Below are 24,860 nucleotides of genomic sequence, written 5' to 3' on the forward strand. Positions count from 1 at the left end.
CCGGGTTCACTTCTCGCCGACCAGCGAGATGGTGCTGCAGAACACGCCGGCCTTGCAGCAGAGGGTTGCGCACAGACGGCGCACGCGGGCCACGCGCACGATCCCCAGAACTCGTTCGACGACAACAACGATCCGCAAAAACAGGGCCCCGGCCTCGTCGGGTCCGGCGAACCTGCCGGCTCCCAAAGCCATCAGGAAGATGCGGAATCGTCTCGGCACGAATCCATAGCGGACGGAGACGAAGCCGGCACGCCGGGCCGCCTCGGACAACTCGCGGCACGTATATTCTTTCAGATGCATGCCGACTGGCTCATTACATTTGAAAACTTGTGACACGTCGTGCGGCCCGGTGTACTTATTCGGCGTGTTGAATATATACCGGCCACCACTTTTCAATATGCCCCGGACGCTCCGCAGATGACTGTCGAGATCGTCGGGATGCAGATGCTCGATCACCTGGTCCGAGACCACTACGTCGTAGGTGTCGGCGGGTTCGAATTCATCCAGATGAATTCCGTCCGATACGCCCCATGAAAGATTGGCGTACGACTGTGGCACAAGGTTCTCGCCGCGTTCCCGGGTAATCTCGGTGCCCTTGCAGTGATAACCATTATCCGCCAGGAATGAGATGAGACCGCCCTGCCCCGAACCGATCTCATAAATCGACTTCGGAGGTGGCCCGATCAGTTCCAGCCACCCCCTGAATCTTTTCCGGGGCGGTTGAGGGTCGGCTCTGCCGGAGAACTGGTTGAGCCAGCCGAGTTCCTTATACAGCCGGGTATAGCACGCGTCGAAAGTCTCCCAGCGATTCTCGGGTGTCGATTCCAGGAGCTCGACCGTCAACTTCTTTTCCAGATTCCAATGATCCAGAATCATCTGTTCGGTGATATTTGCCTCGGCGGGAATTCCGTAGGTCTTCTTGTAGCGTGCGATCAGCTTGTCACCTCGTGGTGCTATCACACCGATATTCCTCGTTATCGGCATTATCGGCGGCGAAGGAAGCCGGTGCGCACCGCGATCACGGCTGCGCCGATCACGGCCGCCGCAAGCCATGCCCCGCCGAACCACCAGAGCCATCGCGAATCAGACCGATGCGCGGTCGTCGATGACTGGCTCGCGATGCCCAAGTACGGTCGATCGACCAGTACCGGCTCTTGCCCGGCGACCGACACGACCGCGACGCCTCGAAGCTCCGACCAGTGCTTGGGGTCACCACCGAGCCAGTTGAGCAGCTCGTCGAGTTGCGCAGGCGCGCCGTTGGACGTCGCGACCAACAGCGACCGGCCATGGTTGACAACTGTTTGCAGGGATCCGAACCGCATGGGCGGGTCCAGCGTCAGTGTGACGGGCTTGCCGTCGGGCCTGATGGCGTTGAGGGTGATCGGCCCGGTCGATCCTGCCGCCACCGGAAGCGCGATATCGGGGTGGTTCCACCCGTCGGCCGCAATCAGAATCGCCGGCTTCGACGACTCGAGCGCCTGTTTGACACTGGTCACGGTGGTCGCGATCGGCAGTGAGCTGACTCGCTGCAGACCCACCACAATCTGGGCGGCGCGCACCGTGTCGGCCAGCGATCGTGCTTCCATACCGACCTGAACCTTTGGCATCAGAGCTTGGGGCACCGATCGCAGCCCGTCGGGCACGGGCGGCATGGCGGGGCTGGTCTGCACCGTGCTGTCGCCGTTGACGGTCAAAGTCAGCAGCTGGTCGCCCGGCCCTGCCGTGTAGAAGTCCCCGCAACGCCCGGTATTGCCGGCGATTGTCAGTGCCAGGTCGACCGTGGTGTATCGCTGCAGCAGCCGGTCCGGCACGTCGATCCAGCGATCGATGACGCCGTGGCCGTCGGTGGACCACTGGTCGATGGTTTCCGCGCCGACCGTCGCGACGATCTGACCGGCCAGATTGGCCGGTGTGGGGGAATAGGACCCCAGCAGATGCACCCGCACCGAGTGGATGGATCTGCCGAACCGGGTCTGGTCGAGTGCGATCGAGACTCGCGGTTGCAGCGCAACCGAGGTGAATCCGGGCTGCCCCAGTTCGCGCAGCGTGGCGGTGTCTGCGGGTAGCCGGACGCTGGACTGCAGCGATCCGGCGACCACCTTGGGGGCAAAAGCCAGCTGGGACAGGTCGCCGAACAGCAAAGCCAGGTCTGATTCCGCACTGGCGCCGAGTGGTCCTGAAATCAGCAACCACGGCGCTCCGGGGGGTCCCTGTAGTGAAAGCCCGCTGTTGCGGCCCTCTTTGACGACGATGGATCGTTCCAGCAGCCGCGGTGTCGCCGGTGGGTCCTGTCCTTCGCCCAAGCCGACGACGGAGATCTCGGGGGTCTGCCCGCCGTAGCGCGCGGCCGTCGCGGCGGCCAATTGGATCGCCGTGTCGGATTCGGCCGCTGACGGCGACGGCGGCACGTAGATGGTCAACTTGCGCAGCACCGGCGGCAGGAAAAGAGCCACCGCGGTGGGTGGCTGTTCGACGCCGGTGTAGCTGACCGTCGTGTTGATCAGCTGCAGCGGGCTCGTGTAGTCCAGGCAATATCCCTCGATCGGCACCAGGTACGCGCGAAACGTCACCGTGATCGCGCCCTCGGTCACCGTCGCGCCCGCCAGCGGGATGACGATCGGGGCCAGATTGGCGGTCGGCAGGTCCAGCCTCGCGATTTCCCGGTCGTCCTGCGTGACGGTGATGAGACCGGACCGCAGGTTGACCGGCGGCACCACGGTCGCGTTCACTGCGGCCGGGGTCAGCCCCTGCTGAACCGGTAAGACTAACTGCTGCGCGCCCTGCAGGGTATAAAACGACAAGGTGGAGCTGTAACCCAGATCCGAAAGTGACAGCGTCGGCCCGTTCACCACGGTGGTGTCGGAATCCGCCGGCTCGCTCCGCGCCGGCGCGGCGCCGATACTGCCGATACCGAGGAATCCGACGAGGCTTGCCAGCGCAATAACCCTGCACAAAAACCGGTGGCCCATCACCGCAACAGTATGCATTCTGCGACCGCTTAGCGGCATCGACACCAGGTAAAAAGTGATCCCGCTGCCACGGCTGGGCGGTGCCGTGAACAGCGCACCGCACTATTCGGCCGAGCAGAAAGCCGGCCGGTAACCACACCAGTCCCGCAGGTCACGGGACCTGGCAGGTCGCGGGTTTGCCCGGCAGTCGCCGATGTTTGGTTGCTAGGGTCTAAAACCATTCGACGATAACAATTGCGGAGGCTTGCATGAGCACCCGGCCGGAGTTGAAGACCCTCGACTCCTGGGATGACGAAGTCCTGCTTTGTTCGTCGACCATCAAGAATCTCGGGGGCCCGTTGGAGATACTCGAAGCCGGTTGTGGGCGTTCGTGGCCACTGGATCTGGCGGGCATCGACTACCGGCTGACCGGCATCGATATCGATGCCGACGCGCTGCAAAGCCGTGTCGACACAGTCGGTGACATGCACGAAACGATCATCGGAGACCTCAGTGCGCGCGGCACGATCGCGCCGGGGCGATATGACGTCATCTACAGCTCGTTCGTACTCGAGCACATTTGCGATGCCGAAAGCGCGCTGCTGTTCATGCTCGACGGCCTTAAACCGGGAGGCCTTCTGGTGCTGCGAATTCCGGATGGGAAGTCCGTGTACGGCTGGACCGCCAAACACACTCCCTTGGCGATCCATGTCGCTTACTATCGCTATTTCCTGGGCTATGCGGACGCCGGACGACCGGGCCACGCACCGTATCCCACGTACTATGCACCGCTCATTTCTCGTGAAGGCATACGCGATTTCTGTGCGAGGAACGGATGCTCAATTCTTGAGGAACGCGGACACACGTACTACGTCCGCGGCTCGGGTTTGCGGGCCCGGATACTTCGCGCTTACGTAAAAGCCGTGTGGGCGTTGTCCTTCGGTGCGCTCGCCTGGCGGCACAACAACCTCACCTACGTGATCCGCAAGGAGGGAGAAAGTCACGGCGCCAACGACGCCAACGACATTGCCCCGTGATCACCGGGCGGTTGTCTGCGCCAATCCGGCTCAGTTCGTCACCCTGACGCTGCTCCTGTGTTTCGTATCGCCGCTTGAGCGTCAACAACGGGGTCTCGAAGAATCGGAAGCTGAGGTAGGCCACGAATATGACGGTGATGAGCGTTGCTGCCGTCAGCACGATGCCGGACTGTTGGTGGATGATGCGGCGGTCCAGGTTGGCGCACAGCATGTGCAGCAGGTACACGCCGTAGCTGAGCACGCCGACGAACACCAGCGGCCGCCACTGCAACATCGGATGCAGTGGCGTCCACTCGACCAGGCAGGTGCTGACCACCACCGCCGCCATGAGAACCTGGGTAATCTGCCGGGGCGGATTCAGCGCCAACGCCGCGGCCAACAGCACCCCCGCGGCCGGAGCCGACCAGGTCCGACCCAGAACCGCGCTGACGACGGCGAAACCACGTGGGGTGCTCACGGCCAGTGCGGCAGCGGCGCCGAGCAGGATCGGCAACGACAAGCTGGCCGGAATCCTTCCCGGCAGCCGCGAGGTGTCGGTGACGAGCCGGGCGCCTTGAGAGACTGTCACCAGCGCGATGAGAGCCGCCAACGGCACCCAGGTCCGTCGCCGTCCAATGGCCAGTGTCGCCACGAGCAGGGGTGGCCATAACAGGTAGAACTGCTCCTCGGTGGCCAACGACCACGCGAAATAAAACGGCACAGATCGTTCGGCGGTGAGATCGACGAACCAGTTCGACGTGTAGGTGGCAAAGGCCGGCAGGTGGCCGACGAATGCCCGGCCTTCGTGGCTGTGCCGCAGCGTCACGGCCACCAGAACCACGTAGAGCAGCAGCGTCACGTAATACAGCGGAAAGATCCGCAGGGAGCGGCGTGCGTAGAACTTCCGCAACGAGATCCGCCCGGTCGTCCTCTGCTCCCGCAGCAGCAGCGTGGTGATCAGGAACCCGCTGATCGCGAAGAAGAAGTCGACTCCCTGATAACCCTTACCCAAGATCGCCGGTCCCGGCGTCCCCGAGGTGTGATGCCAGACCACGGCGATGACGCTCAGCGCACGCAAACCGTCCAGCGCAGAGAAGCGATTGATCGCCGAGAACCGATCGAAATCCGCACGCCTGGTCAATCGGGTCGGCACTCCCCTTCCCCGCCACACCAGTCTCGCCCCGTCTCTTTCCCTGTCCCCGTCGTTGGGCCGCGTCTGGTCGCTCCGCGATTCGTCGATCGTAATCGTCGGACCCGGGGGAGCGCCCGAGCCAGTGCCTGCGGAGCCTGGGGCCCGCTGCCGATTCGGTCGTCGGATTCGCGATGCGTTCCCCGTCCCGCAAACGTGGCACAATGCCCTGTCATGCTGCGCAGGTTCACCGTGTACCGCGCGATCGGCCACAGGTTGGTGCAAGGATGGCTAGAACCCGAAGTTTTGGACATCGTCCGTGCTCTGGACTCCACACAACGCGACAACCGCATTTCCGGGGCCATCGCCGAAGTCGGGGTGCATCACGGCAAGTTTTTCATCGGCTTGCACTTGCTGCGCAATGACCGAGAACGCTGTGTTGCCATAGACGTCTTCGCCGATCAGCATCTCAATGTCGATAGTTCGGGTCACGGCGATCGGGACCGGTTCCTGACGAATCTCAAAAGGTGGGCCTCGACCCGCGGGCTCGTCATTCACCAGGCCGATTCCACGACGCTGGACGGCAACCTCGTCCGAACCCTGGCAGGCTCCGCTGTCCGCTTGTTCAGCGTCGACGGCGGCCACACCGAGCAGACGGTGCTGGCCGATATGAAGCTGGCCGAGGCTTCGCTGGCGACCGGCGGTATCGTCATCGCCGACGACGTCTTCAACCAGCGATGGCCCGGCGTGGCGGTGGGCACACTGCGCTACCTGGACGGTGCTGCCGCACTAAGGCCTTTCGCGATCGGCTTCAACAAGGTGTTTTTCACTCACCCTGCGTATGTGACGACCTTTCAGCACACCCTCGAATCCTTCTGTGCTGCCCGAGCATGCATCAGCATGGAGTACTCGGTTTATCGCGATCACAAGGTCGCTCTACTTTTTCGGACCCCCAGAACACCACGACATATACTGCGCCAGAATCGCACCATCAGAACGCTTTACCGACGCTTGACGACATGACAGCACACGCCCCGCGGCACGGGTCGGTATCGTGAGCGGATGTTAGCCCTCGACACCTTGGTCAACGAGGGTCTCGTGATCTGCCCGCGCTGCGCGAACCCGGTGCGGATCACAGACGGCCGGTGGCGATGCACCGACTCGTCCTGCCGGTACGCCGAAACCCCGTTCCCGACAGTCGCGGGCGCTCCGGTGCTCGTCGATTTCGAGCACAGCGTGCTCGACGCCGACCGGTTGCGGTCGTCGCAGGGCGCATCGCCGGTTGCGCCCTCCAGACTCCGCCGGTTGCTGAGTCGGCTGCTCCACCCGCCGAACACCATTGCCGGGGTCAACGTGGCCCGGATGCTGGAGCTGCTCCGGGCCGACCACGCAGCAGACGATGCCGGAACCGGGCGAGGGCTCCGGATCTTGGTGATCGGAGGCGGCACCACCGGCGACGGACTGGCAGCACTGTACGCCGATCCCACGGTCGATCTCATTGCGTTCGACATCTACGTCAGTCCGATGGTGCAGTTCGTGGCCGACGGGCATGCGATCCCACTGGCCGACGGCTCTGTCGACGGCGTGGTGATTCAAGCAGTCCTGGAGCACGTGCTGGAACCGCCGATCGTGGCGCGCGAGATCCACCGGGTTCTGCGCAGCGGGGGCATCGTGTATGCCGATACGCCGTTCCTGCAGCACGTGCATATGGGCCCCTACGACTTCACCCGCTTCACCGACAGCGGCCACCGTTATCTTTTCCGCAGCTTCGACTGCATCGATTCCGGGTGTGTGGCCGGTGCCGGCACCGCTTTGCGGTGGTCGTTGGACTGTTTCGTGCGCGCCCTGACCCGATCCGCCCGACTCGGCAAGATCACGGCAGCGAGTTTTTTCTGGCTCAGCTGGTTCGACCGCATTCTGGATCCGAGGCACTCGCTAGACGGCGCCAGCGCGGTCTTCTTCCTGGGCCGCAAAAGCGCCGAGCCGATCAGCCGTGCCGAGATTATCGACTACTACCAGGGCGGCATGTAGCAGCATTGACAGGCCGCGCCGAAGTCTGCTCACGAGGATCCGGGGCCGAAGACGGCGTAGATGCTGACGGTGGTGAACCTGTCCAGCCGCGGCAGGCGCCTGCGAGCCTTTTCCAGGGTCGGTAGCAGACGCTTGTCGCCGCGGTTGTAGGCGATGTGAACGAGCTCCAAACCACTGCGGTCGAACGCTTCCCGGAACTGGCCGGGCGTATAGCCGTTCAGCCCGATGTCCAGCAGCGAGTGCACGGGATGGCCGTTGTGGCGGGCGGCGGCCGCGTATACCAGGCGCCGGGGCAACACGGCGTGCGCCCATGGCACTTTCAGACCTGTACGGCCATGGTCGCCGAAAGGGCTGTAGTACAGCGGACTGAAACCCACGTAGATCAGCCCGCCCGGGCGGACCAATCGGGCGCCGAGCTCCGCGAGCAACGATCCCACGTCGGCGGCATGCTCGAAGGTGTCTTTGGAGACGATCACGTCGAAGGGCTGGTCCACCGCGAGACAGGCCGCGTCGACGGCGCGAAATGTCACCCGGTCGCGCAACCCGGGAAATCGCTGCTGCAGGTTCCGGTTCGCGAAAGCGATACGGCCCTCGTCCAGGTCGACGCCCAGCACACTGCCGCCCGCTTCAGCAATCTCGATCGACAGAGCTCCATGGCCGCAGCCGACGTCGAGAACGCGTTTACCGGCCCAGTCCGGTGTGGTCCCGAACCGCCGCCAAAACTCCTTGTTGGACTCGGCTTGCCCGTCGAAGTACTCCCGGGCGTACTGTTCGGTTTCGGTCAACGCGGCGCTTCTTTCCGCCGGATGGCCGGGACCGGCGTTGCGACCCTGCGCATGGCACACTCCTGGGGTATCTTCCGGGTTGACGTTTGCACCGGGAAATCACCGGGAAGGCGCGGGCGGTTCGCCAATCCCGTCCACAGTCGCGTCAGCTGCTGATACCAGCGGTCGAGACCGAAGTCGCGGGCGCGGTCGCGAGCGGCGCTGCCCAGGCGGACCCGCAGGTCCCCGTCGGTCACCAACGCCTTCAGCGCCTCGGCGATCTGGTTCGGGCAACCGGGCTGTACGACCAGCCCGTCGACGCGATCGCTGATCGCGTCACCGATGCTGCCGACCATCGTCGTCACCGGTGCCAGCCCGAACGCCATCGCCTCCAACAATGCCATCGGCAGGCCTTCGTGCCGGCTGGGCAGCACGAATATGTCCGCGTCCCGGAGCAACTCGTCGCGCGATGCCGGATCCAGCCAGCTCAGCACATCGATGGTGTCGCCCAGACCGGCCCGGGCGACCGCCGCGCGCACCTCGTCGACCTCGCCGTCGCCGGCCAGTGTCACCCGCAGACCGCTGCGAACCGCGGCGTCGAGCTCCGCGACGGCGGCGATCAGGTCGTAGCTGCCCTTGCGCGCGCCGAGCCGACCCAGCGCCACCGCGTGCACCCGCGCAGCCCCCGATCGGATGCTCGGCGCGTCGGGCATCGGGACAGCGTTGTGCAGCACGCTGACCCGGCTGGAAGTCAGCCGAAGCCGAGTGGCGTATTCGGCGACTTGCCGGTTGCCCAGCACCAACCACTGATCGGCGACCAGCATCCGCCGCACCACCGCCCGGACCGGTCGCGGCTGCCGGTCGAACCAGCCGCCGAAGTCGTAGCTGTGCGCGTGCACCACCGTGGGCACGCCGGTGCGCCGCGCGGCCCACAACGGCAACGCCTTGCGGATCACGCTGCCACCGTGGGCCAGATGAACGTGCACGACGTCGGCCTCGCCGCGCAGCACCAGCCAGGTGGAACGCAGCATTCCGCGCACCCCGACCACCAGCCGCCACCACACCGACCTGTCGACAAACGTCGGAACCACCGTGATGCGGATTCGCTCGTCGGGATGCGCCGCCATGAGCGCCACCACGGTGGCCATGCCGCCCCGGCTGGTTGCCCCGGCCGGGGCGGGACCGACCACGAGCACCCTCAGCGGGCCCGTCACCGGGGTTGAGCCGATCGGTGTCATCCGGGTGCCCCGGTCAGCGGCGGCGCCTGATCGACTAAGCCCGCATCCCGATCCGGGCGAGGCCCGGCGGCGAAGGCCATCGTCGCGCCCAGCACTAGGCCGAGCGCCATGGCGTCAACCGGCAGCTCCGGCAACGGCCACACGGCGGAGACCGCGAGCAGGCCGGCGCTGACGGACGCGCTGATCCGCGCCGGCGCCGACGCCCGGCGCAGCGCCCGCAGGGGCGTGAGCGCGAGCAGGGCAAACGCCGCCATGCCCGCCACCCCGGCCTTGGCGAGCCACCACAGGTAAAAGTTGTGGGAGAAGGTCGGGTAGAACTTCGTGCTGAAGTCGTTCGGGTCGGTGCCGTACGACAGCTGGTAGGCGTAGCCCAGGCCGTGGCCGAACAGCGGCGCCTGCGCGATCGCGCGGTTGAGGTGTTCGACCTCCCGCAACCTGTCCAGCGCCGATTCATCCACCGCGAGGGCACTCGTCGACACCCCGCCGAGGACCCGGTAATTGAACGCAGCCAGCTGATCGGCCAGCCACGCCCCGGCGGGCGAACCCTGCAACAGAAAAAGCGCCCCGGGCACCGTGACCGCGACGATCAGCGCACTGGTCGCGGTAACGACGATGGTGCGAAACAGGGTTGACCAGCCGACGCTGGTGAGAAATGCGACAGCGGCCGCCACCGTGAACGCGATCAACGGATTACGGCTCAAGGACAGCACCGCGATGATCAGTGCCGGCGGGCCCAGCGCCAGATACAGTGCGGGCCTGACCCGGCCGATGATCGACGCAGCAACCAGTGCGGTGAGCACCGCGGTGGCCGGCGTCTGGGTGGCGAGGATGACCCGGAGGGCCTCGCCGGCTCCCGCCGCCGGGAGGTCTTCGGCCCGGCCGGCCAGCCGAATGGCCCGCAGCGAACCCAAAATCGCCATACCCGCCGAAAACCACAGGATCAGCACCGTCGCGGAGGTCGCCAGCCGAAGGTAGCCGCCTTTGACGACCAACCACCCCAAGACGAAACCGCCGACCATTTCGAGCAGGGTCTGCGATTCGCGTATCACCACCCAGGCGGAATGGCCGTTGGCGAATCCGACCACGGTCACGAACACCACCGCCAGGGTGAAGATCCCCGGCACCAGGAAATCGGAGAACCGCGGCCGCACGACGGGAATCAGGTAGCAGATCGCCAGCACCAGCGCCACCTGATAGGAGTAGATCACCCCGGGGCCGACGACTTTGCCCACGTGCAGACTGGCCGGCAGTGCTGCGAAGGCCAACACCAGCGCGATGGCGATCATCGCTTCGGGTTTCACCAAGTACACGACCAGGCTGAACAGCGCGAGGATCAGCATCATGCCCTGCCCCGTGTTGCGGACCGTCACGACACCGACCGCGAAGCATCCGAGTAGGAACACCACCAGCGTCGCCGCAGTCGTCTCCGCGCGGTAGCGATCGGGCAGATAGCTGATCACGAGGGTCCGCTGATCTTTGCCCGATACATCCGCGCCGCGGCCCTGACGTGACGCGCCACCCGGGCGTCGGTCAACACGGTACCGACAACCCGCGCGCCGGCCGCACGCAGCGCGCTCAACGCGTCCTCGAGCTCGTCCACGGTCGTGCGCCCCGCCCGCACGACCACCACCGTCGCTTGAACAGCGCCGGCCAGCAAGCCGGTATCGGCCGTCGCCAGCACCGGCGGGCCGTCGACCACCATCCGGTCACAACGTGACGACAAGTCCTGCAGCACCGCGTCGAGCACGTCCGGCAGGTAAGCGTTGACCGGCAGGGTCTCGCGGCGCGGCGATCGGGACGCGAGGATGAACAGCTTCGTGATCGGCGTCGGCTTCATAATCCGCGCGGCGACATCGGGGTGGGCCAGCGCGTCGGCCAGCCCCTCCTGCGAGTTGACTTTCAGCAAACCGGCAATCACGGGTCGGCGGGTATCACCCTCGACCAACAGGACATCCTCGCCGAGTTCGGCCAGCGCCAGCGCCAGGTTCAGCGCTGTCTTCGTGGTTCCTTCGCCGCCGAACGGCCCCGCCACCAGCAGCCGGCGCACCTCGGGCCCTATCGCCCGCAGCAGCCGGGTGCGCAGGTCGCGCACGGCGTCGTCGACGGTGGCGTCGACGCCGAATCGTTGGACACCTGTGCGCCGCCCGGGGAGTTCTGCCAACGTCGGCAAACCTGACAGCTGCTCCAGCTGCCTTCGGGTACGCACGGTGCGGTCGCCGGCCTCCCGGGTCAGCGCGACCACGATGCCCAGAAGCACCCCGGCCACTAGCCCCATCGCCATGTTGCGCATCGGCACCGGCCTGGTCGCCCTGCGGGGGATCTCAGGCCGCTTCACCACTGATGCCCTGACCCGCGGTTTTGCGGTCGGCGCCGACGACGTGCCGCCGTCCTGCACACGCGGAGTCGCATCGAGGGTGGGGACCAGGGTGACAAACGATTCGGCCATTGCCGCCGCGAGCACCGCGGCGCGCCGAGGATCAGTGTCGGTGACGGTGAGCGTGAACAGCATCGACTTGGGGGTGTATTTGACCTGCGTCTCGCTCACCAGCGTGTCGGGGCTGATCGCCAGTTGGGCCTGGCTGACCGCGCGCTCTGCCACCGCGCGCCCGCCGGCGATCTCGGCGTAGGTCGACAACCGGTCTTGCGCGGCCTGCCCGCCCCAGTACACGTCGGTGACGTCGGTCTCGCCGGAAATCGACAACAGAATCGTGGCCGAGGCCTGATAGGCCCTGTTCTGGAACACGGTGATGACCGCCGCGCCGACCAGACACGCCAGCAACGCCCCCACGGCGAGCTTCCAGCGTTCGAGCAGGATCCGTACAAAGGTGCGGAAATCCATCCCCTGCCCTTTCGCTGCCCAGGCTTCACAAAAGCATCGATAGCATCGATTCCGTTCGTTGCGCACCCGCTGCACAGACCGCCGTGGACATTATGCAGCATTATCGTGCATCCCATTATCGAAATGATTGCGGGCTTTCCTGGCAGCGCGGCGGAGTCGGCTCCGCGCTCCGGACGCATCGCAGGCTCACCTAGATCCACACGTGTTTGCGGCGGCCGCCGCAAAGATCGGGCCGGTAAGCAGTATCCAGGTCCCGTATTGCCGTCACAACGACACGGTATCGCGCGGAATATCGAGCGTGGCAATGGGATAACCCCCAGAGGCGTCGCGCCCGTCACGCGCCAATCGTAGTGGCGGGTAGTTCACCACGTCGACACCCCCGGGTTTGTGTTGTCGCCACTCCACGAGCGCACGCACAATGTAGTGTCCCGGCGCCAGGCCCCGCAGGTCGACGGCTACCGATTCGGTGGCTGACGCCGGAGCCGGGGTGTCGCTGTGTGCGTTGCAGCAGTGCGGCAACAGTGTCTTCAAGACCACGGCGGAGGGCAGCGTGCGGATCACCTCGCCCGAGAAATCCACCAGTTGGTAACTGGGCACCCATTGCTCGGTCGCGACGGCCGAACCGTAATTGGTCCAGTCCACCGAAATCTTTGCCACCCCGTCACGCAGCGATTGGGTCCGCTGCCTTGCCTGCACCGAGTATCGGTATCCGGCAAGCACATTGGCTTGCGCCCACAGCAGATAAACATCGCGGGGCATCGGCACATTCGAAACACGGTCGGGAAAGTTGTAACTGGAGGTCATCGACACGTGATATCTGACGACGTCGTGCAAGCCTTTTTCGTAATAGGACCGCGGGCTGGTTCCGGCGGGCAATTGGCACCATTCCGTGATCACCGGCGCCGAGGCGAGCCGGTCTTTGAGTTTTTCGACCAGCGGATCCTTGGAGTAGACATAGTAGGAGCCGGCCGACTCGGCCCACGCCGGGAGCGGTGCGTACACGCCGAGGCAATCCGAGCGGATGCCCACGGGGGCGGAGAGTTTTTTCGTGACGTCGTCGGCGAGAAGCTGGCGCACGATCTCAGGGTTCGGCGGGTTGACCACCAACTGAGTGTGGGGAAAGGCATCGACGTTGGCGGCGACCAGGCGGCGAATGGAGTCGATGGTGATGCTTTGGTCACGAAACTGGCTGTAATACCCGAGCTTGGCGATGCTGTGCTCGGGCGCCGGACCGGGCGCGCCCAGCGCGTCCCGTAAGTAGGCGATGTGGTCTTCGCTGAAGTCTCCGTAGCCGGAGAACTCGAAAACGCTCAGCCGCTCGTCGCGGTCATAGCGGCGGCCCAGCGCGGCGAGCAGTTGCGAAAACCCGTTCAGATAGGCGGGATCGTTCCAGTTCGGCACCACCTGGATCACGCCGAGCGCCTGTCCTGGTCGTTTCGGCCCGGAGTAGCTGGTGGCGGCGTGACGCATCCAGTCGGGGATCGCGATGTTCGTGTTGTTCGGGTAGGAGGCATCACAGCAGGAGTTGTAGGCATACACCCGAAGCATCAGCCGCATGTTGCGCTGCGCGGCAGTGCGCAGTGCCTCGTCGATCACGCTGAAGTCGTACTTGCGATCATCGGGGGTATCGGCCGGCAACGTGCGCGGATCGGTGGGCTGTAACTGCCGCCACGAGACACGCATGCTGGCGTCATACGACGCCGGCCAGGGCGGGTATTTGCGGTCTGCCGGGTTGCCCTGCGGGAAAAGCGGTTGCAGGAGATCTTCGTACTGGCCGCGCAGCGGACCGGGTACGTCTTGAGTGGTGACCGGTATGGTCGGACTGATTATGGCGGAAAGCAGTCCGAGGTTGACGTGACTTCCGCCACATCCGTTCAGCGCCAGGGCTGTGCAGGCGGCGCCGGCCAGTACCCTGCTGCGCAACAGAGCGAACATCGTGACCATTATGCAGGGGCCGAGCCGTGCGGCAGCGCCGCACGTTGAGTATGCTGCGGTTCCGGAAAGACGACAGATGCCCCTCGCACAATCAGCCAAACGTTGGCTCGCTCCTGCGGCAAGGTCTTTCGCGCCCCGCTTGTTCTGGCAGCGGAAATACCGCATTCTGCAACGCCTCGGCGCGTCCCGCCCGGAGGTGGCGCTGGCCGTGTCGCTGTGCGACCCGACGCGGGTGTCTCTGGATGTCGGAGCCGACGTCGGTGAGTTCACGATCGCTATGCTCGCCGCCTCCCGGTCGGTCATTGCGTTCGAACCGCGGCCGGCCCAGGCCCGCGATCTGGTGTCGATGTTCGACGCGGTCGGCGCCGCGGTGCGGGTGGAAGCTGTCGCGTTGTCCGACCATGCCGGCGTGGCGGTCCTGCGGGTGGTCGACTCCGAACCGGGCCGCAGCACGATCGACACCGACAACCTGCTGCGCGACGTCGACGACGCCGGCGTGCATCGCGTCGACGTGCCGGTGCGGCGCCTCGACGATCTGCACTTGGCGGATGTCGGCCTGATCAAGATCGACGTGGAGGGTCACGAGCTGGCGGTGCTGCGCGGGGCCACGGCAACCCTGATGCGCAGTCGGCCGGCGATTCTCGTGGAAGCAGAAGAGCGCCATCATCCCGGCGCCGTCGCCGGGATCATCGACTTGCTGGGCAGCTACGGCTATTCCGGCTATTTCGACCTCGCCGGAGTCCGGCGACCGGTCGAGGAGTTCGACGCGGCCGAACATCAGAATCCGGCGAACATCGGCGGTCGACAGGACGGGTGGGCGGCCCACGGTGTCTACGTCAACAACTTTGTCTTCGTGCCCGGGTGACGCACGCCCTCGTCCGCGACAGGTGGGTTAGCATGGCGTGACGACCTCATCGGGAGCAACATCGTGCGCGAGTGCCACTGGGGCGCAAGGCCGGCGCGGCGGCGGTTCTCGAAGCAGGCTGGGAAAGACCTGGCGCGGCGCCTCGTGTGGCGCACCGACCGGGCCGTCACCGCCGATCTGCGTCGACGCTTCCTTCCGCTCGAGCCGGTCGATCTGGACCGGTTTCGCCGGCACCTGCTCGACAACTGGTCGACAAGAGATTACTGGCAGACCGAATCCGGCAGCCATCAGCTGGAACAGCACACCGTCGGACGCCTGATCTACGACCGGCACGAATACATGCCCTGGCTCAATGCGTTACGCCCACTGCCCGGGGCGCGGGTTTTCGAGATCGGCTGTGGCACCGGGTCGTCGACTTTTGCCCTGGCCGAGCAGGGTGCACAGGTCACTGCGGTCGACGTCATGGCGGATTCGGTAGCAGTGTCACAGGAGAGATTACGACTATTCGGGCTGGGCGATCAGTCTCTGCACCACATGAACGCCACCGACATAGGTTCGAATTTCGATCAGAAAAGCTTCGATTTCGTGCTTTTCTTCGCATCGCTGGAGCACATGACGACCGATGAGCGCCTCACCAGTCTACGCGCGGCATGGAATCTGCTGGTCGACGACGGAATCCTCGGCATAATCGAGGCACCGAATCGGCTGTGGCTCTACGACGACCACACCGCGGACTTGCCGTTCTTCCACTGGCTGCCGGATGAGATAGCGCTGCAGTATATCCAGGAGACACCGAGATACCGAGCCGCGCCTTTCGACATCGAATCCGAGGAAGCCGAAATAGAATTGATTCGCCGGGGCCGGGGTGTGAGTTATCACGAGATCGAGTTGGCGTTGGGACCCGTCGGGACGCTCGAGTTCCTGGTCGACCGGCACAGTTTTCAAATCAAGCAGAACATGCTGCGCTGGCTCCGCTACCGATTCTCCACCAATCGCCGGTACGCTAATTTGCTGCGGCGGCAACGCCCGGACCTGCCACTGGGGCTTTTCTTACCGTACCTGGACATCGCGATCCGCAAAAATCCGGCGTGTTGCGGCCGCCGGTGAAAGCGATTAACGTTTTGCGCGTCAGTTGCCCGCGGCGCAGTGTCCGCCTGGCCTATCGCGAAGACCGGGGTTGGATGTCAAGCTGGTTGCGTGACGCCGTCACGGACGTCAACTCACGGCGATCACTGTCGGGACGTGCCCGGGCCCGACGCTGGCACCATCTGCTCGAGGTCTTTCCGTCGTTGGCGGAGATGCGGGTGCTGGACTTGGGCGGGACACCGGCGTCCTGGCAGCTTGCGCCGGTGCGGCCGAAGTCGGTCACCACGGTGAATCTGCTGCCGCTGCAGTCGAAGGCCGAGGGGATTACTGCGATCCACGGCGACGCGTGCGACCTGCCGAGCACGGTAACGGGCGATCACTTCGACCTGGTGTATTCCAATTCGCTGCTAGAACATGTGGGCGGACATGTGCGGCGTCAACGACTCGCCGATAACGTCCACTCGCTGGCCGACCGCCATTGGGTCCAGACCCCGTACCGCTACTTTCCGATCGAACCGCACTGGCTTTTTCCCGGCATGCAGTGGTTGCCCTACGAGGCACGGGTGCAGGTATCGATGCACTGGAACCGCGGCCACGTTCGGACTCATACCCGCCAGGAGGCCCAGGATCAGGTCGACGAGATCGATCTCATCGGTATCTCGCAGATGCGTCGGTACTTCCCGTCGTCGGTGATCTGGTACGAGCGATTCGCCGGATTGGTCAAGTCGTTGGTCGCTATCAAGACCTGAGCGGCGGACTCGCAGCTAGCGGCCGGCGTTGCGGGCGAGGTCGATAGCGTACTGATCGACAAACGTGCCGGCCGGCGGATCACCCTTGCCGCATGTCCCGTCGGATTCGCCGGGACGTTTGATCCACAGGTAGGCGTCGGCGTGTGCGCCCGCGGTATCGGTGGTCGGCGGCGTTCCCAGTGCCCGGCCGCTGGGGTTGCACCAGCTCAGCGCGGAGTCAGGTGCCGGCCCGGCGCCGTTGCGCGACGTGTCGATCACGTAGTGCGAGCCGTTGGTGAGCGCCGAGATCGCCTCGCCGTAGCCGATTTCGTCTTCGGTGGTGAAGAAGTTCGCCGTGTTGAGGCTGAAACCGCGCGCCCGATCGACACCGACCGCGTTGAGCCGGGCGGCCATGTCCTCGGGGCTGTGCCAGCGCAGGTGACCACCGTCGACGTAGACGGCGGTGGCCGGATTGCGCGACAGCGTGTCGACCGCATAGCGAATCAGATCGAACCGTTCCCGGCGCTGCTCAGCCGACAGGCAGTCGGCCATGGCGAGGGCATCGGGTTCGAGGATGATCGCCGTCGGCGCTGCGGCGACGTCGGCGGCGATGCCGTCGATCCAGGCGCGGTACTCAGCGGCGCTCCCGAAGCCGCCCGCGGCAAAACTGCCGCAGTCGCGGTGCGGGATCGCATACAGCGCCAGAACTGGGATAGCGCCGGCCGCCTGCGCGTCACCGGTGTACTTGGCGACCGTCGCCGCCGACGAGCCCGGGACCACCCAGTACGCCTGCGGTGTGTTGGCGATCGTGGTCAACTCCGGGCTCGGCGGATCGGCCCGCTGGGCGGCCCGCATGGCCGCCGACGTGGGATTGACGTAGAAGGGCAGACCGGCCAACGGGTTGACCTCCCCGGCCAACCGCACCGCCGGGGCCCGACCGACCGGTGCCGAGCCGACGAGACAACCCAGGACCACGATCGCCGCCGTCAGCAATGAGACGATCGACCGCGCGACTGCACCAAGCGCTGAGCACAACACCCCCGGAAAGTTAGTGCTATCGAGTACACAGCGTCAATCGCGGTGGGACAGCAGGGGGCGCCGGGAACGCTGTACCGGGCATCGGGGTCTCATACCGGCCGGAACTTGCCATCTGGGCGCGCCCGAAGGGATTCGAACCCCCAACCTTCTGATCCGTAGTCAGATGCTCTATCCGTTGAGCTACGGGCGCCCGGTTGTTCAATTGTTCCGGCGGCGGAGGCGAGAGGATTTGAACCTCCGGTCCCCGGGTAAGAGGACAACTCATTAGCAGTGAGTCCCATTCGGCCGCTCTGGCACGCCTCCTCGGATTTCCTGAGGGTACCGGACCCCGATCGGGGTCCTGGAACCGCCGCGGAGCACAGCGTACACAGCACGCACATATGCTGTCGACGTGACCGCCCGCCTGCGCCCCGAGCTGGCCGAGCTGCCCGCCTACGTCGAGGGCAAGACGATCACCGGGGCGATCAAGCTGGCCAGCAACGAGACGGTGCACGGTCCGCTGCCCGCGGTGCGCGCCGCGATCGAACAGGCGATCGCCACGATCAACCGCTATCCCGACAACCACAACACCGAACTGCGCTCGCGGCTGGTGGCGCACCTGGAGCCCGAAGGCCGGTTCACCCCCGGGCACATCGCCGTCGGCTGCGGCTCGGCGAGCCTGTGCCAACGGTTGATCCAGGCCACCGCCACCGTCGGCGACGAGGTGCTGTACGGGTGGCCCAGCTTCGAGATGTACCCGTTGCAGGTCCGGGTCGCCGGTGCCGTCCCGATCCAGGTGCCGCTGCGCGACGACACCTTCGACCTCGACGCCATGCTCGCCGCGGTCACCGACCGCACCCGGCTGATCTTTGTCTGCAACCCCAACAACCCGACGTCCACCGTCGTCGAGCCGGCGGCGCTGGCCCGATTCGTTCAAACGGTGCCGTCGCACATCGTGGTCGCCATCGACGAGGCCTACGTCGAGTACATCCGTGACGGGCTGCAGCCGGACAGCCTCGGTCTGGTCCGCTCCTACAGCAATGTCGTTGTGCTGCGGACGTTTTCAAAGGCCTACGGGTTGGCCGGCCTGCGGGTGGGCTACGCGGTCGGCGATCCGCGGGTCATCACCGCCCTGAACAAAGTCGCGGTGCCGTTCAGCACGACCACGCTGTCGCAGGCCGCGGCGATCGCCTCGCTGGACGCCGCCGACGAGCTGCTGGCCCGCACCGACGCCGTGGTCACCCAACGCGCGCGGGTCGCCGCCGCGCTGCGCTCCGCCGGTTTCCGGCTGCCGGAGTCACAGGCCAACTTCGTCTGGTTGCCGCTGGGCGCGCGCACTCCAGACTTCGTCATGCGGGCAGCCGATGCGGGCCTCGTGGTGCGCCCGTACGGAGCCGACGGCGTGCGGATCACGATCGGGGCGCCGGAGGAGAACGACGCCCTGGTGAGGTTCGCCGCGGGCTGGATAGGAAGCGAGTGATCCCATGAGCCGGCAGTATGACTCCGTCACTGTCGAGACCAAAGACCACGTGGCCACGGTGACACTGATCGGGCCCGGCAAAGGCAACGCGATGGGACCGGCGTTCTGGTCGGAGATGCCCGAGGTGTTCGGCGCCTTGGACGCCGACCCCGAGGTGCGGGCCATCGTGGTGACCGGCTCGGGCCGCAACTTCAGCTACGGCCTGGACGTGCCGGCAATGGGCGGCACGCTCGCCCCGGTCCTGGCCGAGGGCGCGCTGGCCCGGCCCCGCGCCGAGTTCCACGCCGAGGTGCTGCGCATGCAAGACGCGATCAGCGCCGTCGCCGACTGCCGCACCCCCACCGTCGCCTCGGTGCACGGCTGGTGCATCGGCGGCGGCGTCGACCTGATCTCGGCGGTGGACATCCGCTATGCCAGCGCCGACGCCAAATTCTCTGTGCGAGAGGTCAAGCTGGCGATGGTCGCCGACGTCGGCAGCCTCGCACGGCTGCCGTTGATCCTCTCCGACGGGCATCTGCGAGAGTTGGCGCTGACAGGCAAGGACATCGACGCCGCGCGCGCCGAGAAGATCGGCCTGGTCAACGACGTGTTCGCCGACGCCGACGCCGCCTTGGCCGCCGCGCACGCCACCGCCGCCGAGATCGCCGCGAACCCGCCGCTCACCGTGCGCGGCATCAAGGACGTCCTCGACCAGCAACGCCATGCGGCGGTGTCGGCGAGTCTGCGGTATGTGGCCGCCTGGAACGCGGCGTTCCTGCCGTCCAAGGACCTGACCGAGGGCATCTCGGCGACGTTCGCCAAACGCCCGCCGAAGTTCACCGGGGAGTAGGGTCATCGTCGGCCTCGCCATCCCGCAGCAGTTTTTCGGGGTGGTGGAAGACGTTGGTCCGGGGTTGGCCGCGGTCGAGGTGCGGCGGCGGAATCCATTCAGTCAGTCCGTCTTTGCGTGTGCGCGTGGTCCAGCCGCCGCTGGTGACGAGCTTGTGGTGTGGCCGGCACGCCTGGGTCAGGCCGTCGATGCCGGTTTCGCGGCATTGCGCGTAATCGGTGACGTGGTGGACTTCGGTCAGATAGCCGGGCACGTCGCAGTTCGGGAAGGAGCAGCCGCGGTCCTTGGCGTGCAACACAATGCGCTGTCCTGGCGAAGCCAGCCGCTTGGTGTGATACAGCCCGATCGCTGTGCCCTCGTCGAAGATCGCCAGGTAATGGTGGGCGTGGGAGGCCAGCCGGATCACATCGGACATCGGTAGCCAGCTGCCCCCGCCCGTGCGGCCCGTGCCGCAGCCGGATTCGAGTTCTCGCAGCGTGGTCGTGACGATGATGCTCGCCGGTAGCCCGTTGTGTTGGCCCACGTTTCCGGAGGCCAGCAGCGCCCGGCCGGCGGCGTTGAGCGCGTCGTGGTTGCGCTGGCCGGTGCTGCGGGTGTCGGCGTCGATGGCGGCCTGCGACGGGGTGCCGCTGGTGCAGGGTTCGGCATCGGCCGGGTTGCACATGCCCGGAGCGCCCAGCTTCGCCAGCACCGCATCGAGGGTGGCGCGGGCCTCCGGCGTCACATAGCCGCTGATCGCCGACATGCCGTCGATGCCCTGTTTGCCGATGACGAAACTGCGGCGGCGGGCCCGGTCCTCGTCGGTGAAATTGCCGTCGGGATTCAGGCAATCGGTGAGCTTGTCGGCCAGCTTGCTCAATTGGTCGGGGCGAAACTCGCCGCCCTGGCGAGCCAGCTGGGCTTCGGCTTTCCCCCGCGTCTCGACATCGACGAAGTCCGGCAGGCGATGCCAAAAGTCCCGGATCACCGCCACGTGACCGGGACCGATGCGGCCGGCGCGCTGCGCTTCGGCCGTGGCAGCCAGGACCGGCTCCAGGGGCTCGCCGGTCAACGTCCGCCGCGGCCCCAGATCTTCGGCTTCCCGAATGCGCCGGGCGGCCTCGGCGCGGGTGATGCGCAGCCGATCGGCCAACGCGAACGGCAGCTTGCCGCCCAGTTCGGCGGCGTCGGCCTGTTCTGCGATCCCGTTGATCAGCGGATGTTCGACGGCCGGCAGTCGGCGGCGCACGCGCTCGCAGCGCTCCAGCATGGCCAGCCGCTCCGGAGTGGTCAGCACGTCGAAGGACAACTCCAACGCCCGGCGCAGATCGGCCTCGAGCGCGTCGAAAACCTCGACGACCTCCTCGCGGCTATTCGAACACATATTCGAAATATATACCCGGCGCCCACTGGGAGCACCGCCAGACCGGCGCCCACATCCTCAACTGTGGATAAAACCCGCACTGTGGACAACTCTGACCGGCAGGCCGGCACGTACCCTCGCGATTGGGCAAGACCGCGTCCCGACAGAGAGGCCACGCATGACCGACGACGGCAGGATCCGTGTCCCCGCCGACCTCGACGCCGTCACGGCGGTCGCCGCCGAAGACCACTCCGAGGTCGACCCCGCAGCCGTGGAACGCATCTGGGAGGCGGTGCGGTACTGGTATCGGGCCGGAATGCATCCCGCGATCCAGCTGTGCCTGCGCCACAACGGCAAGGTGGTGCTCAACCGCGCAATCGGGCACGGCTGGGGCAACGCTCCGAGCGATCCGCCCGACGCCGAAAAAATCCCGGTCAAAACCGACACCCCGTTCTGCGTGTACTCGACCGCCAAGGCCATCACGGCGACCGTGGTGCACATGCTCGTCGAGCGCGGACAGTTCTCCCTCGACGACCGGGTCTGCGACTACCTGCCCGATTACACCAGCCATGGTAAGGACCGCACCACGATCCGGCACGTGCTGACCCACAGCGCCGGCGTTCCGTTTCCCACCGGCCCGAGACCCGACGTCACCCGCGTCGACGACAGCGCGTATGCCCGCGAGCAGCTCGCCAAGCTGAAGCCGCTGTACCGGCCGGGTCTGATCCATCTCTACCACGCGCTGACCTGGGGGCCGCTGATGCGTGAAATCATCTCGGCCGCCACCGGCAAAGACATTCGCGAGATTCTGGCCACCGAAATCCTCGACCCACTGGGCTTCCGCTGGACCAACTTCGGCGTCGCCAAGCACGATCTCGCGCTGGTCGCACCGAGTCATGCCACCGGCAAGCCGTTGCCCGCGCCGCTCGCCGCGGTTTTCCGCAAGGCGATCGGCGGCTCGGTGCACCAGATCATCCCGTTCAGCAACAGCCCGCTGTATCTGACCACGGTGATCCCGTCGTCCAACACCGTCTCGAACGCCGACGAACTGTCGCGCTTTGCTGAAATCTGGTGCCGTGGTGGCGAACTCGACGGGGTTCGTGTCCTGCGGCCGGAAACACTGCGCGACGCGGTACGCGAATGCCGCAGGCTAAGACCGGATTTCGCCACCGGACTCGCGCCACTTCGCTGGGGAACGGGATTCATGCTGGGATCGAACCGATTCGGGCCGTTCGGGCGTAACGCACCGGCGGCGTTCGGACACCTCGGCCTGGTCAACGTCGCGATCTGGGCCGATCCCGAGCGCAAGCTGGCCGCCGGACTGGTGAGCAGCGGCAAGCCCGGCCGCGATGTCGCACCCAAGCGCTACACCGCGCTGATGGACCGTATCGCCGCCGAGATTCCACGGGTCGCCAGCACAGGCGGTGGCGGAGGGATTTGAACCCCCGGACGGTGTTAGCCGTCTCTCGCGTTCAAGCTAGACGCACCAGGGTATTTGCTTTCTCCGACCTTGTACTCTCTCGTCCGCGGTAGTCCTCTGATCTGGGGATTTGTGAATCTACGCCAGGTCGTCGAGGTGCGCAATTGTGTCATCGCTGTGTCAGTGACTTCTCCGACGGCGGGCGCCCGACGAAGACCCACGGCGCGCAGCCACGCCGATAGAGCGCCCGCAGGTCACCGGCGCCGGTACAGCTCAGCGTTCGTGTCGATGTCGTAGGCCCTGACGATCGCCGACGCCGGAACCGGTATCAGCACCCTGGCCTCGAACTCGGTGCCAGTCGCGATGTGCACCATGGCCGGGTCCAGCTCCACGACGATCACAACCAGGTCCTCCACGGTGTCTTCGAACGCTTCTGATAGCCAGTTCCAGCTCGCGGAATCGAGAGCTTCCCGGCTGGTGAAGAAGAACGTCGCCGGGTATTGCTCGCCGATGTCGATGGACCGGGGACCGATCCGGGGAACGAACCCTTCGCGCAGAATTACGGCCATCGCCGACAACGTGGTCACGTGCAGCAGCTCCATGGTCGCAGAGTTTGAGACGAATCGCCGGCAGGAGTGATGCCCGACGCTGCCGGCGTCACTGGCGCTGTGTCAGGTCCTGTGCGGGCACTTAGGCGGCTGGGTGTTGCATGCAACGTACGTTTCATGCAACAGTTGAGGTATGGCGACATCGACACGGCGGGCCAGCGACTACCGCCGACGCATGCGTGAACGCGGGTACCGCCCCGTGCAAGTGTGGGTGCCCGACGTCCGGTCGGCGCAATTCGCCGCAGAAGCACACCGCGAAGCGCTAGCACTGGCCGAAGCCGACCAGCGCAGCGACGACATGGACTTTGTTGAGGCCATCTCCGAGCTGGCCGACGACGAGTGATCCGCGGCGAACTCTGGACCGTCTCAGGAGGCGTCTACGCCGCCAAACCCCGACCGGCGCTCATCATCCAAGACGACCTGTTCGACGCCACCGAGTCAATCGTCGTTATCCCACTGACCACCACCGCGGCCGACGCCCCGACAACGCGCATCGCAATCCCCACGACCACCGGAATCACCCAGGCCAGCTTCGCCATGATCGACAAAATCACCACAGTCCGCCGATCCAGCCTCGGCACACGCATTGGCCGCGTGCCCACCGCCCTCATGGCCGACATCGAACGCTCACTCATGGTGTTCCTCGGCCTAGCCTCCTAGCTGTTTCCGCAGGTCATGCGGCATCGAGGCTGCGGCTACCGTTACCCCGGCACAGTTGGCCAACAACGGCCAACTCCAGTTGTAACGGCGCGCACCTGTTGGTGGCGACGCTGGAACCAGGCAGCACCGCAGTAGCTGGTTCGGTGCTTCTACGAGCGAGGCCGCGCCGCGTTCGTGAAACCGGCTCCGATCCGTCCAACATGCCGACGGTAACGCACCGGAGCACACCGAGGAGAGTTTCCGTGGAGCAGAACGAACTGGCGCGCGTCGCACCTTCGAACAGGCTTCTGACCATCCCTGAGGCGCTGGAAGCACTGCGCATCGGCAAAAGCAGCTTCTACAAGCTCACAGCCAAGGGCGAGATCCGCACCTTGCGGTTGGGCGGGCGGACGCTGGTCCCCGAGAGGGAGATCGACCGCCTGATCAGCACTGCCCTCGGCGACAGCGAGATGTCTTGATGGCGGAACTGTTGACCGCGGAAAACGTGGCGAACAGGCCTCGGCTTCAGGCCGGGGACAAGCGCGTTTGGGTTTGTCGGTTAAATCAGGGTTGTTCGATATGTGAGGCGGACACGGCGGCCGCATTCCTCGCCGACGAGGCACCCGCGCTGTACGCGATCCGCAACAGGACCAGCAACGCCACCATCAAGGCGATGGCCAAAGGGGCGTAGTGGCTCAGGATCGCGCGACGTCGACGATTTCGCTCATGTGTTCGATGGTAGCGGCGTTGACCAGCGCATTGAAAGAGAATCCCGCCCGGAAACACGAAGACCCCGACCGAAGCCGGGGTCTTCGCCGCAGTTAGTCCCACCACCACCACGCGGAGAGACTAAGACAAATATAAACACACATCTGCGTTTCGCAAAAGGATGCGACGTGCCTCACGTACTTTGAGCGCGTGGCCGGTGGTGGTGCCTCAGCTAGTT

At 65.6% G+C, this 24,860-nt stretch carries 24 protein-coding genes and 2 tRNA genes; 13 read left to right on the forward strand and 13 right to left on the reverse strand.

From position 1 onward, the window contains the following. Window positions 1–6: 6 nt before the first annotated feature. Complete coding sequence (locus tag F6Q13_RS07940; protein ID WP_293054878.1) at window positions 7–960, reverse strand: class I SAM-dependent methyltransferase; 954 nt, start codon at window positions 958–960, stop codon at window positions 7–9. 23 nt (window positions 961–983) lie between these two features. Then, window positions 984–2,987, reverse strand: a complete 2,004-nt coding sequence (locus F6Q13_RS07945) for a hypothetical protein (RefSeq protein ID WP_293054879.1) — start codon at window positions 2,985–2,987, stop codon at window positions 984–986. Window positions 2,988–3,217: 230 nt separating this feature from the next. Here F6Q13_RS07945 and F6Q13_RS07950 point away from each other — a divergent pair, with 230 nt between their 5' ends. Further along, window positions 3,218–3,985 carry a methyltransferase domain-containing protein gene (locus F6Q13_RS07950; protein ID WP_293054881.1) on the forward strand — a complete coding sequence of 256 codons (768 nt, stop codon included), beginning with the start codon at window positions 3,218–3,220 and terminating at the stop codon, window positions 3,983–3,985. Here the strand turns inward: F6Q13_RS07950 and F6Q13_RS07955 are convergent. After that, window positions 3,918–5,117 (reverse strand): acyltransferase, encoded by a 1,200-nt coding sequence (locus F6Q13_RS07955; protein WP_293054883.1) that lies wholly within the window; start codon window positions 5,115–5,117, stop codon window positions 3,918–3,920. The two genes, F6Q13_RS07950 and F6Q13_RS07955, sit on opposite strands and share 68 nt — an antisense overlap. Window positions 5,118–5,345: 228 nt before the next feature. Between F6Q13_RS07955 and F6Q13_RS07960 the strand changes: the two genes are divergently transcribed. Continuing rightward, window positions 5,346–6,116 (forward strand): class I SAM-dependent methyltransferase, encoded by a 771-nt coding sequence (locus F6Q13_RS07960; protein ID WP_293054885.1) that lies wholly within the window; start codon window positions 5,346–5,348, stop codon window positions 6,114–6,116. A gap of 39 nt (window positions 6,117–6,155) precedes the next feature. After that, entirely contained in the window at window positions 6,156–7,124 is a 969-nt protein-coding gene (locus F6Q13_RS07965; protein WP_293054887.1) for a class I SAM-dependent methyltransferase, read from the forward strand. Between the two features lie 29 nt (window positions 7,125–7,153). On the opposite strand, the gene F6Q13_RS07970 is transcribed toward F6Q13_RS07965, so the two are convergent. From F6Q13_RS07970 to F6Q13_RS07990, 5 genes are all read right to left on the reverse strand, one after another. Continuing rightward, entirely contained in the window at window positions 7,154–7,909 is a 756-nt protein-coding gene (locus F6Q13_RS07970) for a bifunctional 2-polyprenyl-6-hydroxyphenol methylase/3-demethylubiquinol 3-O-methyltransferase UbiG (protein ID WP_293054889.1), read from the reverse strand. After that, on the reverse strand, window positions 7,906–9,126 hold the full coding sequence (locus tag F6Q13_RS07975; protein ID WP_293054891.1) for a glycosyltransferase family 4 protein: 1,221 nt from the start codon (window positions 9,124–9,126) through the stop codon (window positions 7,906–7,908). The genes F6Q13_RS07970 and F6Q13_RS07975 overlap by 4 nt, the downstream gene beginning before the upstream one ends. Continuing rightward, entirely contained in the window at window positions 9,123–10,586 is a 1,464-nt protein-coding gene (locus F6Q13_RS07980; RefSeq protein WP_293054893.1) for an O-antigen ligase, read from the reverse strand. The genes F6Q13_RS07975 and F6Q13_RS07980 overlap by 4 nt, the downstream gene beginning before the upstream one ends. Continuing rightward, on the reverse strand, window positions 10,583–11,965 hold the full coding sequence (locus F6Q13_RS07985) for a polysaccharide biosynthesis tyrosine autokinase (RefSeq protein ID WP_293054895.1): 1,383 nt from the start codon (window positions 11,963–11,965) through the stop codon (window positions 10,583–10,585). The genes F6Q13_RS07980 and F6Q13_RS07985 overlap by 4 nt, the downstream gene beginning before the upstream one ends. Before the next feature lie 264 nt (window positions 11,966–12,229). Continuing rightward, the gene (locus tag F6Q13_RS07990; RefSeq protein ID WP_293054897.1) at window positions 12,230–13,900 is read right to left on the reverse strand and encodes a hypothetical protein; all 1,671 of its coding nucleotides are present in this window, start codon (window positions 13,898–13,900) and stop codon (window positions 12,230–12,232) included. 76 nt (window positions 13,901–13,976) lie between these two features. Between F6Q13_RS07990 and F6Q13_RS07995 the strand changes: the two genes are divergently transcribed. From F6Q13_RS07995 to F6Q13_RS08005, 3 genes are all read left to right on the forward strand, one after another. Further along, entirely contained in the window at window positions 13,977–14,765 is a 789-nt protein-coding gene (locus tag F6Q13_RS07995) for an FkbM family methyltransferase (protein ID WP_293054899.1), read from the forward strand. 144 nt (window positions 14,766–14,909) lie between these two features. Continuing rightward, on the forward strand, window positions 14,910–15,872 hold the full coding sequence (locus F6Q13_RS08000) for a bifunctional 2-polyprenyl-6-hydroxyphenol methylase/3-demethylubiquinol 3-O-methyltransferase UbiG (protein ID WP_293054901.1): 963 nt from the start codon (window positions 14,910–14,912) through the stop codon (window positions 15,870–15,872). Between the two features lie 74 nt (window positions 15,873–15,946). Continuing rightward, complete coding sequence (locus F6Q13_RS08005; protein WP_293054903.1) at window positions 15,947–16,600, forward strand: class I SAM-dependent methyltransferase; 654 nt, start codon at window positions 15,947–15,949, stop codon at window positions 16,598–16,600. 15 nt (window positions 16,601–16,615) lie between these two features. On the opposite strand, the gene F6Q13_RS08010 is transcribed toward F6Q13_RS08005, so the two are convergent. From F6Q13_RS08010 to F6Q13_RS08020, 3 genes are all read right to left on the reverse strand, one after another. Then, window positions 16,616–17,617 (reverse strand): glycoside hydrolase family 6 protein, encoded by a 1,002-nt coding sequence (locus F6Q13_RS08010; RefSeq protein ID WP_293054905.1) that lies wholly within the window; start codon window positions 17,615–17,617, stop codon window positions 16,616–16,618. 117 nt (window positions 17,618–17,734) lie between these two features. Beyond that, window positions 17,735–17,807, reverse strand: a tRNA-Arg gene (locus tag F6Q13_RS08015). Window positions 17,808–17,831: 24 nt separating this feature from the next. After that, window positions 17,832–17,920, reverse strand: a tRNA-Ser gene (locus F6Q13_RS08020). An 88-nt stretch (window positions 17,921–18,008) separates the two neighbouring features. On the opposite strand from F6Q13_RS08020, the gene hisC reads away from it, so the two are divergent. Beyond that, window positions 18,009–19,076, forward strand: a complete 1,068-nt coding sequence (hisC, locus tag F6Q13_RS08025) for a histidinol-phosphate transaminase (RefSeq protein ID WP_293054907.1) — start codon at window positions 18,009–18,011, stop codon at window positions 19,074–19,076. A 4-nt stretch (window positions 19,077–19,080) separates the two neighbouring features. Next, window positions 19,081–19,905 carry a crotonase/enoyl-CoA hydratase family protein gene (locus F6Q13_RS08030; protein ID WP_293054909.1) on the forward strand — a complete coding sequence of 275 codons (825 nt, stop codon included), beginning with the start codon at window positions 19,081–19,083 and terminating at the stop codon, window positions 19,903–19,905. Here the strand turns inward: F6Q13_RS08030 and F6Q13_RS08035 are convergent. Beyond that, on the reverse strand, window positions 19,892–21,268 hold the full coding sequence (locus F6Q13_RS08035; protein WP_293054911.1) for an HNH endonuclease signature motif containing protein: 1,377 nt from the start codon (window positions 21,266–21,268) through the stop codon (window positions 19,892–19,894). The genes F6Q13_RS08030 and F6Q13_RS08035 overlap by 14 nt on opposite strands. A 157-nt stretch (window positions 21,269–21,425) precedes the next feature. Between F6Q13_RS08035 and lipE the strand changes: the two genes are divergently transcribed. Next, complete coding sequence (gene lipE / locus F6Q13_RS08040; RefSeq protein WP_293054913.1) at window positions 21,426–22,688, forward strand: lipase LipE; 1,263 nt, start codon at window positions 21,426–21,428, stop codon at window positions 22,686–22,688. A gap of 233 nt (window positions 22,689–22,921) precedes the next feature. Here lipE and F6Q13_RS08045 read toward each other — a convergent pair whose 3' ends face one another. After that, a complete protein-coding gene (locus F6Q13_RS08045) occupies window positions 22,922–23,269 on the reverse strand; it encodes a hypothetical protein (RefSeq protein WP_293054915.1) in 348 nt (115 codons plus the stop codon). Window positions 23,270–23,408: 139 nt separating this feature from the next. On the opposite strand from F6Q13_RS08045, the gene F6Q13_RS08050 reads away from it, so the two are divergent. The 4 genes from F6Q13_RS08050 to F6Q13_RS08065 all read left to right on the forward strand — a co-directional run bounded on the left by F6Q13_RS08050 (window position 23,409) and on the right by F6Q13_RS08065 (window position 24,605). Beyond that, a complete protein-coding gene (locus tag F6Q13_RS08050) occupies window positions 23,409–23,618 on the forward strand; it encodes an antitoxin MazE-like protein (RefSeq protein ID WP_293054917.1) in 210 nt (69 codons plus the stop codon). Continuing rightward, window positions 23,615–23,935: a type II toxin-antitoxin system PemK/MazF family toxin gene (locus F6Q13_RS08055; protein WP_293054919.1), complete on the forward strand. Its 321-nt coding sequence runs from the start codon at window positions 23,615–23,617 to the stop codon at window positions 23,933–23,935. Before F6Q13_RS08050 ends, F6Q13_RS08055 begins: the two co-directional genes overlap by 4 nt. Before the next feature lie 242 nt (window positions 23,936–24,177). After that, the gene (locus F6Q13_RS08060; protein ID WP_293054920.1) at window positions 24,178–24,393 is read left to right on the forward strand and encodes a helix-turn-helix domain-containing protein; all 216 of its coding nucleotides are present in this window, start codon (window positions 24,178–24,180) and stop codon (window positions 24,391–24,393) included. Continuing rightward, the gene (locus F6Q13_RS08065; RefSeq protein ID WP_293054922.1) at window positions 24,393–24,605 is read left to right on the forward strand and encodes a hypothetical protein; all 213 of its coding nucleotides are present in this window, start codon (window positions 24,393–24,395) and stop codon (window positions 24,603–24,605) included. Before F6Q13_RS08060 ends, F6Q13_RS08065 begins: the two co-directional genes overlap by 1 nt. Window positions 24,606–24,860 lie beyond the last annotated feature (255 nt).

The sequence above is a fragment of the Mycobacterium sp. genome, from assembly GCF_008709575.1.
Classification (GTDB): Bacteria; Actinomycetota; Actinomycetes; order Mycobacteriales; family Mycobacteriaceae; genus Mycobacterium.

Excerpts from the sequence above, each read along its gene's own strand:
- F6Q13_RS08050 (WP_293054917.1), top strand. The coding sequence starts at position 23,409 with ATGGCGACATCGACACGGCGGGCCAGCGACTACCGCCGACGCATGCGT.
- F6Q13_RS07965 (WP_293054887.1), top strand. The coding sequence starts at position 6,156 with ATGTTAGCCCTCGACACCTTGGTCAACGAGGGTCTCGTGATCTGCCCG.
- F6Q13_RS08005 (WP_293054903.1), top strand. The coding sequence starts at position 15,947 with ATGTCAAGCTGGTTGCGTGACGCCGTCACGGACGTCAACTCACGGCGA.
- F6Q13_RS07990 (WP_293054897.1), bottom strand. The coding sequence starts at position 13,900 with ATGTTCGCTCTGTTGCGCAGCAGGGTACTGGCCGGCGCCGCCTGCACA.
- F6Q13_RS07995 (WP_293054899.1), top strand. The coding sequence starts at position 13,977 with ATGCCCCTCGCACAATCAGCCAAACGTTGGCTCGCTCCTGCGGCAAGG.
- F6Q13_RS08035 (WP_293054911.1), bottom strand. The coding sequence starts at position 21,268 with ATGTGTTCGAATAGCCGCGAGGAGGTCGTCGAGGTTTTCGACGCGCTC.
- F6Q13_RS07975 (WP_293054891.1), bottom strand. The coding sequence starts at position 9,126 with ATGACACCGATCGGCTCAACCCCGGTGACGGGCCCGCTGAGGGTGCTC.
- F6Q13_RS07945 (WP_293054879.1), bottom strand. The coding sequence starts at position 2,987 with ATGCATACTGTTGCGGTGATGGGCCACCGGTTTTTGTGCAGGGTTATT.
- lipE (WP_293054913.1), top strand. The coding sequence starts at position 21,426 with ATGACCGACGACGGCAGGATCCGTGTCCCCGCCGACCTCGACGCCGTC.
- F6Q13_RS07985 (WP_293054895.1), bottom strand. The coding sequence starts at position 11,965 with ATGGATTTCCGCACCTTTGTACGGATCCTGCTCGAACGCTGGAAGCTC.
- F6Q13_RS07950 (WP_293054881.1), top strand. The coding sequence starts at position 3,218 with ATGAGCACCCGGCCGGAGTTGAAGACCCTCGACTCCTGGGATGACGAA.
- F6Q13_RS08045 (WP_293054915.1), bottom strand. The coding sequence starts at position 23,269 with ATGGAGCTGCTGCACGTGACCACGTTGTCGGCGATGGCCGTAATTCTG.
- F6Q13_RS08065 (WP_293054922.1), top strand. The coding sequence starts at position 24,393 with ATGGCGGAACTGTTGACCGCGGAAAACGTGGCGAACAGGCCTCGGCTT.
- F6Q13_RS08030 (WP_293054909.1), top strand. The coding sequence starts at position 19,081 with ATGAGCCGGCAGTATGACTCCGTCACTGTCGAGACCAAAGACCACGTG.